This window comes from Bordetella sp., from assembly GCF_051960075.1.
Taxonomy (GTDB): Bacteria; Pseudomonadota; Gammaproteobacteria; order Burkholderiales; family Burkholderiaceae_B; genus Bordetella.
In genome coordinates this window covers 44,513-57,766 of record NZ_JBQCER010000045.1, presented here as the reverse complement: position 1 = coordinate 57,766, position 13,254 = coordinate 44,513, and the positions used below count along the sequence as shown (strand labels likewise).

Genomic DNA, 13,254 nt, shown 5'->3' with positions numbered 1-13,254 from the left:
GGCCGATGAATGGCTGCGTGACTACAACGAATTTCGCCCGCATGAATCGTTGGGCGGTGTGCCGCCGGTGCAATATCTGCCCCGGTTAACCCTGGCTTCGAATGTCTACAACAAACTGTCTACTTGACGGGGAAGCTTACGACATCACTGATGCCGGACTTGAAGTGTAATCAGGAAAGATTGATCTGCGAAGAGTGACATCGCTTTATTACGCTCACCGAGTCTTAAGGCTTTCCGCCACCGTCTCTTCAGGGGGGGCCAGCCGAATGCATCGGGCAACAGTCGGCCAGGAACGGTCAATCATTACGCCCCGTGACGACCTGTCTACTCTCGAAAGCCGCGGTTTATATTGCGACCAACGTTTCTTGACACCCTTTTCACATGCAGAGCAGTTTTTTTGAAGATCTGTTGTCCAATCAAATCAATCGCATCATCCTTGAGCGATGGGACGCATTGGATCTCCCCGATTGTTGGCTTGTTGCTGGATGCCTGTTTCAGACGATTTGGAACAAGCAATCAGGGCAACCGCCTGATGCCAACATCAAGGACTATGACATCTTCTACTTCGACGCGAGAGACCTCAGCGACGCAGGTGAGAAAAGAGTGCAGGCGCATGTCGAACGGGTCTTTGCAGGCTTGGATGCAACAATCGAAGCGTCGAATCAGGCGCGCGTACATCTCTGGTATGAATCGCATTTTGGCTACCCATGTCCCGCACTAAAGAACGCCTGCGACGGCATTGATCGCTTTCTGATTCCAGCCACATGCGTCGGCGTTCAACCGCAGGAGATTTATGCGCCGAATGGCCTCGATCTGCTGTATCAGGGAATACTAACGATGAATCCGTTAACCCCCCATCGCGATTTGTTTGAGAAAAAATCCGCGTCGTACAGACGGCGTTGGCCTTGGCTTCAAGTTCAGTGAAGACTTTGGTTCCAGCGGCCGTTCAGAGTCGGACTGCGGCTTCCTCGCGACGACAAGCGTTGAACGGGCTTCATCGGTCGGAGTGCGGCCACAAACCGTCCTTCGTCGTGGTGTGCGAATAACAGCAGTTCGGCGATGCAGTGACCCAGACGGAATCAGGAGCCGTGATATGGGGGGACGAGGGTATGATCCCACTTTAAATCCGCTCGATTTCGGCATGCTCGCGCTCAAACTAACGCTTGTCCCGCTGTTCTTGCTTGTCGTTTCAATGTCGGGTAAATGGTGGGGGCCATCGATTGCGGGCTGGTTGGCTGGACTGCCGGTGGTAGCAGGTCCGATTCTGTTCATTCTTGTTCTTGCGCATGGCCCGGTCTTCGGCGCGCGTGCTGCCACACTTTCCCTCTCCGCGATCCTCGCGTCAGAAGCATTCAATTTCGCATATGCATGGACCTGCCGCTCGCGTACATGGCCGGTTGCGCTAGCAGTCGGGCTTATCGCATGGTTTATATCCGCGTATGGCCTATCAATGATGCCAACTTCACCGGTGTGGGCAGCAACCGCCGCCCTCGCTGCTGTGTGCTTCGGCCAGTCGTTCTTGCCACGCAGCTCGGCGGTCGCAGCTGGCGCACCGCTTACACAGTCCGACCTGATAGGCAGGATGGTTGCCGGCGCTGTGCTGACGGTACTAGTCACCTCGTTATCTGGATGGGCAGGCCCCGCCTGGAGCGGTCTGCTGGCGGTATTTCCACTTCTCGGAATCGTTTTATCGGTGTCGTCTCACCGCGCACATGGGCCGGCCTTTGTAATCTCGCTGCTTCGAGGCATGGTGCTTGGAAGGTTCTCGTTTGCCGCATTTTGTTTGCTGCTTTCGTTCTCACTGCTTTACCAGCGGCCACTCGTGGCGTTCGCGGAGGCGGCTGTCTTAGCGATGCTTGTGCAATGGAGCACTAAGCGACTAGCAACAAAGCGGCGCACGAAGATTGCGGAGCCGAGCGTCGTTGCTACGGATTGACTCTTTCAACGGTATATCTCCCGGTCGAGTGCGTTGAGCGTCCGCTTTCTGGTGACTCTACTGTCCCTTGTGGGTCGATTTCCGCCAATCAAGTCAGGCTGCAGCCGGCCGAAAGCGATCTGAGATAAGTCCTATAAGCGCGGATATGTGCACCTTTAAAATCCGCACCCCAGTATCGAATCACGTATGCGTCCTATTTAACAAGCGCTCATATTGCAAGAGGTCTTCCGGTGAAAAGCAGCAGAAGACCACCTCTTGAACTGGCGAGTCTTGCGATAGGCTTTCGCGAACGCTGTTGACAGCCACTTCCGCCGCCAATTCGATGGGGTAGCCGTATATGCCGGTGCTGATGCTCGGGAACGCAATCGAAGCGATTGCCTTCTCTTCCGCCAACTCTATGCATCGGCGGTAGCAGCTGGAAAGCAATGCCGGCTCCCCGCCGTCTCCGCCCCGCCAGACAGGACCCACCGTATGAATGACGAATTGGGCTGGAAGGCAATAGGCTTTAGTTACTTTTGCATCGCCGATCTTGCAGCCGCCGAGCTGCCTGCATTCATACAAGAGATCCGGACCTGCTGCACGATGTATGGCGCCATCGACTCCGCCGCCGCCCAGCAATGACGAGTTTGCTGCGTTGACAATAGCGTCGAGATAAAGCGTCGTAATGTCCGAATGGACTGCGCGCAGGGTTGCGGGCATATCGTGTTCCTCGCGCTAGATCGCAGGCCCCTTCAGTTCGATTTGATTTCCATCGGGATCGAAACAATAAATCGAAAGGCCTTCGCCTTCCGCGCCGTACCGCATCACGGCCTTTTCCGCGGCAATTCCGAAGGCTTGCAGATGTTCGAGGATGGCCGTTTCATCGAAGGGATCGATCCGCAGGCAAAAGTGGTCGAGATTGCGTCGCTCCTTCCCTGGCGCTTCGCCGCCGGTAGCGCCCAGGGGGCCATGTACATCCACCAGATCGATTATCGATCCGCCGGCGCCCAGATGAATCATGGCGTATTTATCGTTTTTCTTTTTGACGGAACAGCCTAGCACCTTCGTATAGAAGTCCACGCTGCGCGCCAGATCCCGGACCCTGAGAACGACATGGTCCAAGTGCTTGATTTGAAATGCCGGCATGATTTTCCTCCTGAAGCGACACTTGTCTGGCGCAATACGCCGGGCGGTCAAAAATTTTCCCGGATCGATATCCGCCAGTCGCAAACACCTTAGATCAGAAGCAGCCATTCGGTAAAATCCCGCGGCCGGTGGCCTGAGGCTAACGTGACTGATCAATATAAATCCAGGAGAAGGTTGGCATGACCGACGTAAGCCCGCTTTTCAATGACCATGCGGTGTACAAGACCCTGCTGGAATCGACCAAGGCAATTCCGTGGAAGATCGATTGGGCCACGATGAAGTTCGCCTATATCGGTCCCCAGATCGAGGCGTTGCTGGGCTGGACCGCCGACAGTTGGGTAAGCGTGGAAGACTGGGCCATGCGCATGCACCCCGAAGACCGCGAATATGTCGTGAACTTTTGCGTCACCCAATCCCAGAGCGGCGTGGATCATGAGGCGGACTATCGGGCGCTGACCAAAGACAACGGCTATGTCTGGATACGCGATGTGGTGCACGTGGTGCGTAACGATGAAGGCGACGTCGAAGCGCTGATCGGCTTCATGTTCGACATCACCGAGCGCAAGAAAACCGAGGAACAGCTGCTGAGCCTGCAAAAAGAGCTGGAGGTTCTGTCGTTCAAGGACGGCCTGACGAACATTGCCAACCGGCGCCGCTTCGACAGCAGTTTCGAGTTGGAGTGGGAGCGTGCGCGCAACGAACGCAAGCCCTTGTCCTTGTTGTTGTTCGACGTCGATTTCTTCAAGCAGTACAACGATCTGTACGGCCACACCCAGGGTGACAAATGCCTGGTGGACATCGCCCAGACGCTGAGTCTGGCGCTGGAAGGCCCGCGCGATCTTCTGGCTCGCTACGGCGGCGAAGAGTTTGTGGTGCTGTTGCCCGAAGCCGATGCTGAGTCGGCCCGGAAAGTCGCCGAACGCTGCCAGCGATTGCTCCAGAAAAAGGCGATCCTGCACGCGCTGTCGCCGCATGACAGGCGCGTCACGGTAAGCATCGGAGCGGGCACAGTGGTGCCGGGTGACCGGACGGAGCGCTCCGGGTTCATCAAGGCGGTGGATCGGCAGCTCTATGCGGCCAAGAACAACGGGCGACACCGCATCGAGCATGTGCAGTTGTCCGAGAGCGAGCGCCCCTAGGTTATAGGCCGCCCTTGGAAAGCAGGTAGAACAACAACCTTGATCTATCTCAAAAGGCGAAAAAAACAGTCTTCTAGCATGATCTGAACGGTGCGCGTGGTCCCGGATGATGCACTGCGCGAAAGCGGGTTGCATAAATCGCGCCGGCAGGTCGGTTCAGGCGTCAATTTGAAAGCGAATTGTGCTGACGGAGATTGCTATGCGAGTCTGGTTTATTCCAATATTTTTCGCGGTGGCGCTAAGCGGCTGCGCGTCCACCGAATCGGTCAAGGCGTCCAAGGAAGAAGCGGTGCATCGAGTCTATGCGGCACCCTACGACTCGGTGTACGCCGCCACGCTAGCCGCCGCAAAGGCAAAGGAACTTGACCTGGTGGAAAGCGATCCGTCTGCCGGGCGCATCGTTGTCTCCCACGGCATCTCCTGGTGGAGCTGGGGCGAACGCATTGTGATATGGCTGCGTTCGCTGAACGAGTCGAACACGGATGTGGCCATTGTGAGCAAGCCCATCCTCGCGCCGTTCAACTATCCGCCGGACTGGACATCGAGTCTGTTCGAGCAGATCGCCGCCGAACTGAACGCTCCGGCCGCCCCGTAGGTTTGCGCAGCATCCAATCCTGGTCGGCGCGCCGCGGCCATGCAGGGTGCGCACGATCTCGCGCATGCCTTCAGCATCGGGACGAATGCACGATAATGCAACGATGCCAAGCACGTACCTACGATGGCAGCTCAACAACAAGCGCATATGACGACTCTCGACACGAACCAGATCGAAGACTGGCATGCCCATATTTATTTCGATGCGGCAAGCCGCGATGCCGCCTGGGCTTTCCGGCAGGAAATCGATCAACGTTTCGGCGCAGGCGTGCAGCTCGGCCGGTTTCATGAGCGCCCGGTCGGACCGCATCCGAAATGGTCGTATCAGATCGCGTTTACTGCCGACCGCTTTGCGGAATTGATCAGCTGGCTGTCGTTGAACCATGGCGCGCTCGACATATTCGTGCACCCCAATACGGGAAATTCCTTGCGTGATCATCGCGATTGCGCAATCTGGATCGGGCGATCTTACGAGTTGATCTTGTCTGCGCTCAATTGAATGATGACCCGCTACACCGTCGCTCCCCACGAAATAGAACTGGTGGCCGTGCGCGCCCAGGGCGCGGGTGGGCAAAATGTGAACAAGGTGTCGAGCGCCATTCATCTGCGCTTTGACATACGCGCTTCCGGGCTGCCGGACGAGCTCAAGGCGCGGCTGCTGGCGTTGCAGGATCGGCGGGTGACGCGCGAGGGCGTGATCATCATCAAGGCTCAGGAACACCGCACCCGGGAGCAGAACCGCGCCGCCGCCATAGAGCGTCTGGAGGCCTTGATCGCAAGTGTCGGCAAAACCCGCAAGGTGCGCGTGGCAACGCGCCCGACCCGATCGTCGCAGCGGCGCCGCCTCGAGAGCAAGGCGCAGCGCAGCGAGGTGAAGGCGGGGCGGGGCCGCGTGTCGGAATGAATGCGATGGCTGCCCTAGACGGCTTCCCGCTTTGCCGTGGACTTGCGGCGTCGTAATTCGATCACCTGTTCCGCGCCGACGGCGCGGGCGCGCAGTTGGCCGCAGCCGCCGTCCACGTCCTGTCCGGCGCTGTTCCTCACCTTGGTGAGCACGCCGCGGCGGTGCAGGGTGCGAACAATCTCGCGGATGCGCTCGGCATCGGGCCGCTGGTAGTCATCCCCCTCAAGACTATTGAAGGGGATGACGTTGAGCACGCCGAACTTGCCCTTGAGCAGGCGCACGACGCCGTCGAGTTCGTCGTCGCCGTCGTTGATGCCCTTGAGCAGCGTCCACTGGTACTGGATCGGGTAGTCGGTGCGGCGGGCGTAGTCTTCGCCCAGCGCTATCAGCTCTTCCGGCGCAATGCTGGGCGCGCGCGGCAGCAGGTGCGCGCGCAACTCGGCCTTGGTCGTGTGCAGCGACAATGCCAGCGCGGGTTTGACGCGCTGCTCCGGCAGGGCCTCGAACACACGCCGGTCGCCCACGGTGGAGAACACGAGATTCTTGTGGCCGATATTGCCCTCGGTGCCGAGCAGATCGATGGCTTCGAGCACGTTGTCCAGGTTGTGCGCCGGTTCGCCCATGCCCATGAAGACGACCTTCTTTACCGCGCGCAGGCGCCGAGCCAGCACCACCTGGGCGAGGATTTCCATGCTCGAGACCTGGCGGATCAGGCCGCTCTTGCCGGTCATGCAGAAACGGCAGCCGACCGCGCAGCCGACTTGGGTGGAGACGCACAGTCCGTCGCGCGGCAGCAGCACGCTTTCCACCATCTGCCCATCGGCGAGTTCGACGAGCAGCCGCGAGCCGTCGCTGCCAGCGTGTTCGGAACGGATGCGGGCCAGGCCGTCGAGCTCTGCCGTCAGAGCGGGCACGGCGTCGCGTAGCGCCAGCGGCAGGAAGTGCTCGGAACGTCGCCGCCGTGTGCCGCGGTCGAGCGCCTGCCCATCGAGCCAGACGCGCGCGACCCGGCCGCGATGGACGGGCAGGGCGCCCAGGGCGGCAAGGCGTTGGTCGAAGTCGGAATAGCGCATGGGGTGCGGATTTTACTGCGCCGCTCGAGCGTATCGGACAGATCGGCGGGCGTCGTTCAGGGATCGCCTCAAGCGCAACTCATCATATTTGCGCCAGACCGCCATCGACGAACAGCTCGGTGCCGTTGATATAGCTGGCGGAGTCGGAAGCCAGGAACGCGACGGCCTTGCCGACTTCTTCCGGTTCGCCCAAGCGACCCAATGGAACCTGGCCGGCCATGAAATCGTAGAAACCTTGGCGGGAATCGTCCGACACCAAGCCACCCAGGCCGGGCGTGCGGATCGGGCCGGGGCTGACGACGTTGACGCGGATGGCGCGGTCTTTCAGATCGAGCGCCCAGGAGCGGGCGAAATTGCGTACCGCGGCCTTGCTGGCGCTGTATACGCTGAAGCTGGCGGTGCCCCGGCTGCCGGCGGTGGAGCCGGAGAGCACGATCGAAGCGCCGTTGACCAGCAGCGGCAGGGCTTTTTGCACGGTGAACAGCACGCCGCGCACATTCGTGCCGAAGATACGGTCGAACTGTTCTTCGGTAATGGCGCCCAGGGGCAGCAGATCGCCGCCGCCGGCGTTGGTGAACAAGATGTCGAGCTTGCCGGCGCGCTTGGCAATCTGGGCGTAGACGGCGTCCAGATCTGTCAGCACGGAGGCGTCGGCACGGATGCCGCTGACGCTGCCACCGAGCGTTGCCACGGCAGCGTCGAGTTCAGCCTGGCGGCGGCCCGTAATGAATACCTGGGCGCCCTGCGCAGCCAGCTCCCGAGCGGTGGCCAGGCCTATGCCGGAGGTGCCGCCCGTGACCAGTGCGATCTTGCCGTTGAGTGGCTTTTCCATGATGTATTCCTTTGTCGATCAGTTCAGTTTGAGAAGGGAGCCGTGCCCGTTTACCGGCCGCCGTCTGGTTTTCAGCGGCCTGTCGTGCAAGGCATGGGTGAACTTTATCGATATCGGTTTTATAGAAAAATGGGGTAAAAAAGAAATGAATATCCATGTGTATGGATAATAAGCAGATTTTCTGGAGGTGCGGCAGGCGATGGATCAGCTATTGGCGATCAGGGGGTTCGCGCGCGTCGTGGAGGCGGGAAATTTCACGCGGGCGGCGGATTCGCTGGAGATGCCCAACACCAGCCTGAGCAAGCTGGTGCAGGATCTGGAGGCGCACCTGGGCGTGAGGCTGCTGCAGCGAACGACGCGCCGCGTTACCGTCACGCCGGAAGGGCAGGCGTATTACGAAAAGACGCTGCGCGTGCTGCGCGACCTGGAAGACATCGATACGTCTTTCAATGCGGCACGCAGTAAACCCAAGGGGCGCTTGCGCGTCGATGTCGGCGGATCGACGGCGCGCGATGTGTTGATCCCTGCGCTGCCGGATTTCATGGCGCGCTATCCCGACATCCGCATCGACCTGGGCGTGTCGGATCGATCCGTGGACCTGGTTGCCGACAATGTGGACTGCGTCATTCGCGGCGGGCGCCTGGAAAGCTCCTCGATGATCGGCCGCCATGTGGGAGACGCCAGCATGGTTACTTGCGCCTCGCCCGCTTACCTCAAGCGGCATGGCGTACCGGCCTATCCCGGCGAGATCAAGAATGGGCATAGACTGGTGGCCTATATCAGTACCCAGAATGGGCGCGCCGTGCCGCTACGCTTCATGGTTGACGGCGAAAGACTCGAGATCAGCGCGGAGCATCGCATCGGCATCAATGAAAGCAATAGCCATCTGGCTGCCGGCCTTGCCGGCCTGGGTATCATCCAGACCTTCGCCTATTGCACCCGACCGGCGTTGCTGGCGGGCGATCTGGTCGAAATTCTGAAGCCGTGGCGTCCGCCTTCTTATCCTTTCCATGTGATCTACCCGCACAATCGTCACGTGACCCACCGCTTGCGCGTTTTCATCGATTGGTTGGTTCAAGCGTTGCCGGGCCGCTTGGGCTGACGCGACCTGAATTCCCGGCGAGCCGTCAGTGCTGCGGCGTGTAACGCCGTGCCGGCGCCGGGTCTCTGAAGAAATCGGCGAGCGCGCTGGCTACGGCAAGCGGTTGCTCCTCTGCGAGAAAGTGGCCGCAGTGCGCGATCGTCCGGCCGAGCACGTCGGCGCAAGCGCCGCGCAACGGTGTCGCCATGTCGGGGATAGACCCCTGATCGGCGCCCAGCGCCAGCACGGGCATCGCCACGTGTCCCCGGTCTTTCAGCGCGCGGTTCTGCCGTGCGCTGACATGGGCGGCGCGGTAGTAAGCCAGGCCGGCGCGCAGGCCGCCGTCCTTCTTGAAAATGCGCAGGTACTCCTCCAGATCGGCGTCGGCGAACGCGTCGGGATTCGCAGTCTTGCGGCGCAGGAACCAATCGAGATACTCACGCTCCTTGCCGGCGATCAAGGTTTCCGGCAGGTCCGGCAGCACATGGAACGCGAAATGCCAGGTGCGCCATGCGCGCTCGGGGGCAATCGGCAGCGCATCGGGCAGCGTGACGCCGGGAATGCCGGCGTCCAGCAGTGCAAGCCGGCGGATTTCGTCGCCGAACAGCATGGCATAGGGGTAGGCGACCCAGGCGCCCACATCGTGCGCGGCCAGAAAATACCGGCTGACGCCGAGCTGCGCCAGCGCGTCATGAACGTGGTGCGCCAGAGTTTGCGTGTCGTAGCCGTCCAGCGGGCGATCGGAGTCTCCTTGTCCGGGAAGATCCAGCGCCACGATGCGATAGGACGCCGCAAGCAAGGACATGACCCTGCGCCAAGCGAACCAGCTTTGGGGAAAGCCCGCCAACAGAACCAGCGCATCGCCGTCGGGATTTCCACCCGCCACATAGTGCAGCCGCAGCCCGTTGACGGTTTCGAAGCGATGCTCGAATCCTTCCATCCCCGCGACGGGTCGGCTTGCCGGCGAGACGGCGATGCATGGGGCGCACGGATCCGGGAGGGGAGTCAGGGGCGTGGTCATGGTTGAAATTCCTCTAAGGCATGGCAAGGCGGGATGCCTCGCGCAAGGGAATCGCGCTTATTTGGAAATAAATATTTCCAAAATAATCGTGCGAAGTTCGGATCGGGATGCGGCAGCCCGGTGCTTTTAGTCCAGCAAGTGCAGGGCCTGGTCCGCCGCGGCCATCATGCGCGCCCGGGAACGTCCGGTTTTGCCCAGGATTCTGAAGCCCTGGATTACGCCCAGCAGGACGCCGGCGACGGCCGCCGGGTCCAGCGCCGCGGCGACCGAGCCGTCTGCCTGGCCGAGCTTGACCATGGCAAGCAGGGTGGTTTCGATCGTTTGCAGCGTCGCTACGACGCGCTGCGCGATCTCGGCGTCGAAGGTGCTCAGCTCGGTTGCACATCCGACGACAAGGCAACCGCGCCTGCCTTCGATGCCGTGCGCCGATTCCGCATAAAACCGCAGGACCGCGCGTATCTTGTCGCGCCCCGTCGGCTGCGCGTCGGTAAGACGCCGCAACGCGCTGTTGCGCATGTCGATATAGCGATCGAGCGCCGCGGCGAAGACCGCGCGTTTGTCGGCGAACGCTTTATAGATGCTGCCCGCTGAAAGACCCATTGCCGGCCCCAGATCGGCGAGCGCTGTTGCGTGATAGCCGCGTTCGCGGAAAATGCGCACCGCCCCGTCCAGCGCGGCATCCATGTCGAATTCGCGCGGGCGTCCCGGGGAGCGCGCCTGCCGGGTCGGCGAGTCGGGTCTGTTCATGCGATGCATTATAGGAAATAAAAATTTCCAAATAAAGCATATCGAGAAATCGCCCATGGGCTAGCGCGGCGCCCAGGCCTTGCAGGCGTCTTGATTCAGGTCAAGATCGGCCGCTCGATACGCGGATAGCGTAGGAAGCGAGGCGGTATTCGAGATCGCCTCTCACGGGTAACCGCTCGGAAAATGCGGCCTGACAATCGGGAGAACGACATGATGGGGTCAAACTACTTGAGTGATTTCGGCAACGGCATGATGAGCGGGGCCGGTATTTTGTTGCTGGTGGTGGGTCTGGCGACCGTGATCGCCCTGGCTGCCTTGCTGGCTCGGCGCGTGCCCAGGACGATATCCGCAAGGCGGGATCAGTGCAGGATGGCGTTGGAACTTCTCGACGAACGCTATGCGCGCGGCGAGATCGACGCGCGGGAATACAAGGCGCGGCTGACGGATCTGACGAGGTGAGCGGTCTGCCGCTCCCGCTCCCGCCGCGCAGCGGCAATCTCGGAACTGTCATCTAAAAGACAGCTCCGGTCGCGGCGGGCTCCTAGACTGGCGGGCAAGAAAACACAAAGCCGAGCCCAGGCAAGGAGACGACGATGCGGCCCGCCACGCCTTATCCGAACAAGGTCATGTCGATGCCAGACGCCCTGGCGCACCTGCGCTCGGGCATGCGGCTCATGCTGGGCGAATTCGTGGGCGCGGGCGAACCGGCCTGCGCCATCGAAGCGCTGCTGGCGAGCGACCTGCGCGACCTCACGCTGATCGCCAACACGCCGGGCCTGCGCGGCGGGTTTCTCAAGGCCAGGCTTTTTGCATCGGGCCAGATCGCGGAATTCATCGGCACGCATATCGGCACGACCGATGAATCGACGCAGGCCTATCTGGGCGAAACGGTGCGAATGGCCGAGTTCTTTCCCATGGGAACCTGGGCCGAGAAAGTGCGCGCGGGCGCAATGGGCCTGGGCGGCGTGCTCGTACCGGTCGGCATCGGCATACTCGATCAACCGGGCATGTTCCCCGCGCGCGGCGCGCCCAAAGAAAAACTCGTTCTGGACGGTCGCGAGTTCTTCATCGAACGGCCGCTGGCTGCCGATGTATCGATCATCAAGGGCTGGCGCGCCGATACCTTCGGCAACGTCGAGTTTCGCGGCACGGCATTGCAGAACCAGCGCGACCTGGCCATGGCGGGCCGTTACACCATTGTCGAAGTCAACGACATCGTCGAAGTCGGCGAAATCGCCCCGGAGCGCGTCGGCTGTCCGGGGGTGTTCGTCGATGCTGTCGTGCAGGGGTTGTCGCTCGACGAACAGCACGCGCTCTACAAAAAACACTGGGTCAGGCTCGGCCGCCTGCCGCAGGACTGCCTGGCCCCCGATCTGGCCGCAGCGTGAAGCATCCCAGGAGACCCGCATGTTCGCATCCGCATACCCGGAAAACCCCAAGCAGCGCATTGCCGCGCGTTGCGCGCAGGAACTGCGCGCCGGCGAGGTGGTCAACCTGGGCATCGGCATCCCGACGCTGACCGCCAACTACCTCGAACCCGATGCAGGCGTCATTTTTCATACCGAAAACGGCGCTTTCGGTTTCGGCGGCAGGCCGCCCGCGCATGCCATCGACAGCGATCTCACGAATGCGAGCTGCGAGCCGATCACGTTGCCGCCGGGCGCCGCCCTGATGGACCTGGCCACCTCGCTCGGCGCGATGCGCAACGGCTATATCGACGTGACCATACTCGGGGCGCTGCAGGTCGATGCCTTGGGAAACATTGCCAATTGGGCGTGCGAGCGCGAGGGCAAGTGGTGGCCCGGCATCGGCGGCGCGATGGATTTGTGCCACGGCACGAAAAAGGTCATTGCGGCACTGGCTCACGTCGACAAGCACGGCCGCTCCAAAATCATGCCGCGCTGCACGCTGCCGCTCACGGGACGCGGCTGCGTGAAGACGATCGTGACCGAGCATGCAGTGTTCGACGTGACCGAGGCGGGGCTGGTGCTGCGCGAAATTCTCTCTCGTGCGACACTGGACGAGGTCCGCGCAATGACGGGCGCGCCGTTCGAAGTCTTGCCGGCACTGCGCACGGTCTCGGCATGACGCGCCGTATCGGTCCGCAGAATCGACGAACAAGGACTCTTGCGATGAATGCACCCAGATCCGCCGAGTGGTTCTTCGATTTCGTCTCGCCCTTCGCGTATCTGCAGCTCGAGCAGTTCGGCGCCTTGCCTCCCGCACTCGACGTGACGCCGCGGCCCGTGGTGCTGGGTGCGCTTCTGGCCCACGCGGGCCAGAAGGGGCCGGCCGAGATCGCGGCCAAGCGCGTATTCACGTACCGGCACGTGCTGTTTCGCGCGCAGACGCTGGGCATCGCGCTGCGCATGCCGCCGGCGCATCCTTTCAACCCGATCAGGCCGCTGCGGCTGGCCATTGCCCTGGGCGGCTCGCTCGATGTGGTACGGCGGATTTTTCGCCATATATGGCGCGACGGCAACGATGTCGCCTCGCCCGAGGGATTCGCCGCGTTGTGCGACGCCATGGGCTACGCCGACGGCCCAAAGGGCGTAGAGGCGCAGTCTGTGAAAGATGCGCTGCGTCGCCATACCGAGCATGCCATCGAACTGGGCGTATTCGGCGTGCCGACGTTCAACCTCGGCGGCGAGCTCTTCTGGGGCGAAGACGCCACCGGCTTGTTCCTGCACTGCCTCGAATCGGGCGATTGGCTGGATGACCCCGAGGTGCGTCGCGTGAGCCGTCTGCCCGTGGGTGTGCAGCGTGCCTGACGTTGCGCCGGGAAAGCGGGCCATTCTCGAT

The 13,254-nt window shown here is 61.4% G+C and carries 18 protein-coding genes; 12 read left to right on the top strand and 6 right to left on the bottom strand.

Going from position 1 to position 13,254, the window contains the following annotated elements; genetic code table 11:
• The 3 genes from ACTHJ1_RS05875 to ACTHJ1_RS05865 form a co-directional block, all read left to right on the top strand.
• Window positions 1-127 (top strand): integrase core domain-containing protein (locus ACTHJ1_RS05875; protein WP_440188762.1); only part of this gene is annotated, 127 nt, incomplete at its 5' end.
• Window positions 128-381: 254 nt separating this feature from the next.
• Window positions 382-924, top strand: a complete 543-nt coding sequence (locus tag ACTHJ1_RS05870; protein ID WP_440189073.1) for a nucleotidyltransferase family protein — start codon at window positions 382-384, stop codon at window positions 922-924.
• 217 nt (window positions 925-1,141) lie between these two features.
• Window positions 1,142-1,936: a hypothetical protein gene (locus tag ACTHJ1_RS05865; RefSeq protein ID WP_026350253.1), complete on the top strand. Its 795-nt coding sequence runs from the start codon at window positions 1,142-1,144 to the stop codon at window positions 1,934-1,936.
• Window positions 1,937-2,116: 180 nt separating this feature from the next.
• Here ACTHJ1_RS05865 and ACTHJ1_RS05860 read toward each other — a convergent pair whose 3' ends face one another.
• Window positions 2,117-2,635, bottom strand: coding sequence for an O-acetyl-ADP-ribose deacetylase (locus tag ACTHJ1_RS05860; RefSeq protein ID WP_440189070.1), 519 nt, complete (start codon window positions 2,633-2,635; stop codon window positions 2,117-2,119).
• A gap of 15 nt (window positions 2,636-2,650) precedes the next feature.
• Window positions 2,651-3,061: a VOC family protein gene (locus tag ACTHJ1_RS05855; protein WP_440189091.1), complete on the bottom strand. Its 411-nt coding sequence runs from the start codon at window positions 3,059-3,061 to the stop codon at window positions 2,651-2,653.
• Window positions 3,062-3,240: 179 nt separating this feature from the next.
• On the opposite strand from ACTHJ1_RS05855, the gene ACTHJ1_RS05850 reads away from it, so the two are divergent.
• The 4 genes from ACTHJ1_RS05850 (at window position 3,241) to arfB (ending at window position 5,698) form a co-directional block, all read left to right on the top strand.
• Window positions 3,241-4,200, top strand: coding sequence for a sensor domain-containing diguanylate cyclase (locus ACTHJ1_RS05850; protein ID WP_440189067.1), 960 nt, complete (start codon window positions 3,241-3,243; stop codon window positions 4,198-4,200).
• Window positions 4,201-4,399: 199 nt separating this feature from the next.
• Window positions 4,400-4,795: a hypothetical protein gene (locus ACTHJ1_RS05845; protein WP_440189064.1), complete on the top strand. Its 396-nt coding sequence runs from the start codon at window positions 4,400-4,402 to the stop codon at window positions 4,793-4,795.
• A 147-nt stretch (window positions 4,796-4,942) separates the two neighbouring features.
• Window positions 4,943-5,293: a DOPA 4,5-dioxygenase family protein gene (locus ACTHJ1_RS05840; protein WP_440189088.1), complete on the top strand. Its 351-nt coding sequence runs from the start codon at window positions 4,943-4,945 to the stop codon at window positions 5,291-5,293.
• Window positions 5,294-5,698, top strand: a complete 405-nt coding sequence (gene arfB, locus ACTHJ1_RS05835; protein WP_440189061.1) for an alternative ribosome rescue aminoacyl-tRNA hydrolase ArfB — start codon at window positions 5,294-5,296, stop codon at window positions 5,696-5,698.
• Window positions 5,699-5,712: 14 nt separating this feature from the next.
• Here the strand turns inward: arfB and ACTHJ1_RS05830 are convergent, their stop codons facing one another.
• Together ACTHJ1_RS05830 and ACTHJ1_RS05825 are read right to left on the bottom strand one after the other, a co-directional pair.
• Entirely contained in the window at window positions 5,713-6,771 is a 1,059-nt protein-coding gene (locus ACTHJ1_RS05830; RefSeq protein WP_440189058.1) for an RNA methyltransferase, read from the bottom strand.
• Window positions 6,772-6,853: 82 nt separating this feature from the next.
• Window positions 6,854-7,603 carry an SDR family NAD(P)-dependent oxidoreductase gene (locus tag ACTHJ1_RS05825; protein WP_440189055.1) on the bottom strand — a complete coding sequence of 250 codons (750 nt, stop codon included), beginning with the start codon at window positions 7,601-7,603 and terminating at the stop codon, window positions 6,854-6,856.
• A gap of 199 nt (window positions 7,604-7,802) precedes the next feature.
• Here ACTHJ1_RS05825 and ACTHJ1_RS05820 point away from each other — a divergent pair, with 199 nt between their 5' ends.
• Window positions 7,803-8,705: a LysR family transcriptional regulator gene (locus ACTHJ1_RS05820; protein WP_440189052.1), complete on the top strand. Its 903-nt coding sequence runs from the start codon at window positions 7,803-7,805 to the stop codon at window positions 8,703-8,705.
• 25 nt (window positions 8,706-8,730) lie between these two features.
• Here ACTHJ1_RS05820 and ACTHJ1_RS05815 read toward each other — a convergent pair whose 3' ends face one another.
• Together ACTHJ1_RS05815 and ACTHJ1_RS05810 are read right to left on the bottom strand one after the other, a co-directional pair.
• Window positions 8,731-9,705 carry an alpha/beta fold hydrolase gene (locus tag ACTHJ1_RS05815; RefSeq protein WP_440189049.1) on the bottom strand — a complete coding sequence of 325 codons (975 nt, stop codon included), beginning with the start codon at window positions 9,703-9,705 and terminating at the stop codon, window positions 8,731-8,733.
• Between the two features lie 126 nt (window positions 9,706-9,831).
• Window positions 9,832-10,389, bottom strand: a complete 558-nt coding sequence (locus ACTHJ1_RS05810) for a TetR/AcrR family transcriptional regulator (RefSeq protein ID WP_440189085.1) — start codon at window positions 10,387-10,389, stop codon at window positions 9,832-9,834.
• Window positions 10,390-10,662: 273 nt separating this feature from the next.
• On the opposite strand from ACTHJ1_RS05810, the gene ACTHJ1_RS05805 reads away from it, so the two are divergent.
• The 4 genes from ACTHJ1_RS05805 to ACTHJ1_RS05790 all read left to right on the top strand — a co-directional run bounded on the left by ACTHJ1_RS05805 (window position 10,663) and on the right by ACTHJ1_RS05790 (window position 13,223).
• Complete coding sequence (locus ACTHJ1_RS05805; protein ID WP_440189047.1) at window positions 10,663-10,911, top strand: SHOCT domain-containing protein; 249 nt, start codon at window positions 10,663-10,665, stop codon at window positions 10,909-10,911.
• Window positions 10,912-11,045: 134 nt separating this feature from the next.
• On the top strand, window positions 11,046-11,840 hold the full coding sequence (locus tag ACTHJ1_RS05800; RefSeq protein WP_440189044.1) for a CoA transferase subunit A: 795 nt from the start codon (window positions 11,046-11,048) through the stop codon (window positions 11,838-11,840).
• A gap of 19 nt (window positions 11,841-11,859) precedes the next feature.
• Window positions 11,860-12,540: a 3-oxoacid CoA-transferase subunit B gene (locus tag ACTHJ1_RS05795; RefSeq protein ID WP_440189041.1), complete on the top strand. Its 681-nt coding sequence runs from the start codon at window positions 11,860-11,862 to the stop codon at window positions 12,538-12,540.
• A gap of 44 nt (window positions 12,541-12,584) precedes the next feature.
• Window positions 12,585-13,223, top strand: a complete 639-nt coding sequence (locus ACTHJ1_RS05790) for a 2-hydroxychromene-2-carboxylate isomerase (RefSeq protein ID WP_440189038.1) — start codon at window positions 12,585-12,587, stop codon at window positions 13,221-13,223.
• The last annotated feature ends 31 nt before the right edge of the window (window positions 13,224-13,254 follow it).

Coding starts and splice junctions, on each gene's coding strand:
- ACTHJ1_RS05870 (WP_440189073.1), top strand. CDS start 382: ATGCAGAGCAGTTTTTTTGAAGATCTGTTGTCCAATCAAATCAATCGC.
- ACTHJ1_RS05865 (WP_026350253.1), top strand. CDS start 1,142: ATGCTCGCGCTCAAACTAACGCTTGTCCCGCTGTTCTTGCTTGTCGTT.
- ACTHJ1_RS05860 (WP_440189070.1), bottom strand. CDS start 2,635: ATGCCCGCAACCCTGCGCGCAGTCCATTCGGACATTACGACGCTTTAT.
- ACTHJ1_RS05855 (WP_440189091.1), bottom strand. CDS start 3,061: ATGCCGGCATTTCAAATCAAGCACTTGGACCATGTCGTTCTCAGGGTC.
- ACTHJ1_RS05850 (WP_440189067.1), top strand. CDS start 3,241: ATGACCGACGTAAGCCCGCTTTTCAATGACCATGCGGTGTACAAGACC.
- ACTHJ1_RS05845 (WP_440189064.1), top strand. CDS start 4,400: ATGCGAGTCTGGTTTATTCCAATATTTTTCGCGGTGGCGCTAAGCGGC.
- ACTHJ1_RS05840 (WP_440189088.1), top strand. CDS start 4,943: ATGACGACTCTCGACACGAACCAGATCGAAGACTGGCATGCCCATATT.
- arfB (WP_440189061.1), top strand. CDS start 5,294: ATGATGACCCGCTACACCGTCGCTCCCCACGAAATAGAACTGGTGGCC.
- ACTHJ1_RS05830 (WP_440189058.1), bottom strand. CDS start 6,771: ATGCGCTATTCCGACTTCGACCAACGCCTTGCCGCCCTGGGCGCCCTG.
- ACTHJ1_RS05825 (WP_440189055.1), bottom strand. CDS start 7,603: ATGGAAAAGCCACTCAACGGCAAGATCGCACTGGTCACGGGCGGCACC.
- ACTHJ1_RS05820 (WP_440189052.1), top strand. CDS start 7,803: ATGGATCAGCTATTGGCGATCAGGGGGTTCGCGCGCGTCGTGGAGGCG.
- ACTHJ1_RS05815 (WP_440189049.1), bottom strand. CDS start 9,705: ATGACCACGCCCCTGACTCCCCTCCCGGATCCGTGCGCCCCATGCATC.
- ACTHJ1_RS05810 (WP_440189085.1), bottom strand. CDS start 10,389: ATGGATGCCGCGCTGGACGGGGCGGTGCGCATTTTCCGCGAACGCGGC.
- ACTHJ1_RS05805 (WP_440189047.1), top strand. CDS start 10,663: ATGATGGGGTCAAACTACTTGAGTGATTTCGGCAACGGCATGATGAGC.
- ACTHJ1_RS05800 (WP_440189044.1), top strand. CDS start 11,046: ATGCGGCCCGCCACGCCTTATCCGAACAAGGTCATGTCGATGCCAGAC.
- ACTHJ1_RS05795 (WP_440189041.1), top strand. CDS start 11,860: ATGTTCGCATCCGCATACCCGGAAAACCCCAAGCAGCGCATTGCCGCG.
- ACTHJ1_RS05790 (WP_440189038.1), top strand. CDS start 12,585: ATGAATGCACCCAGATCCGCCGAGTGGTTCTTCGATTTCGTCTCGCCC.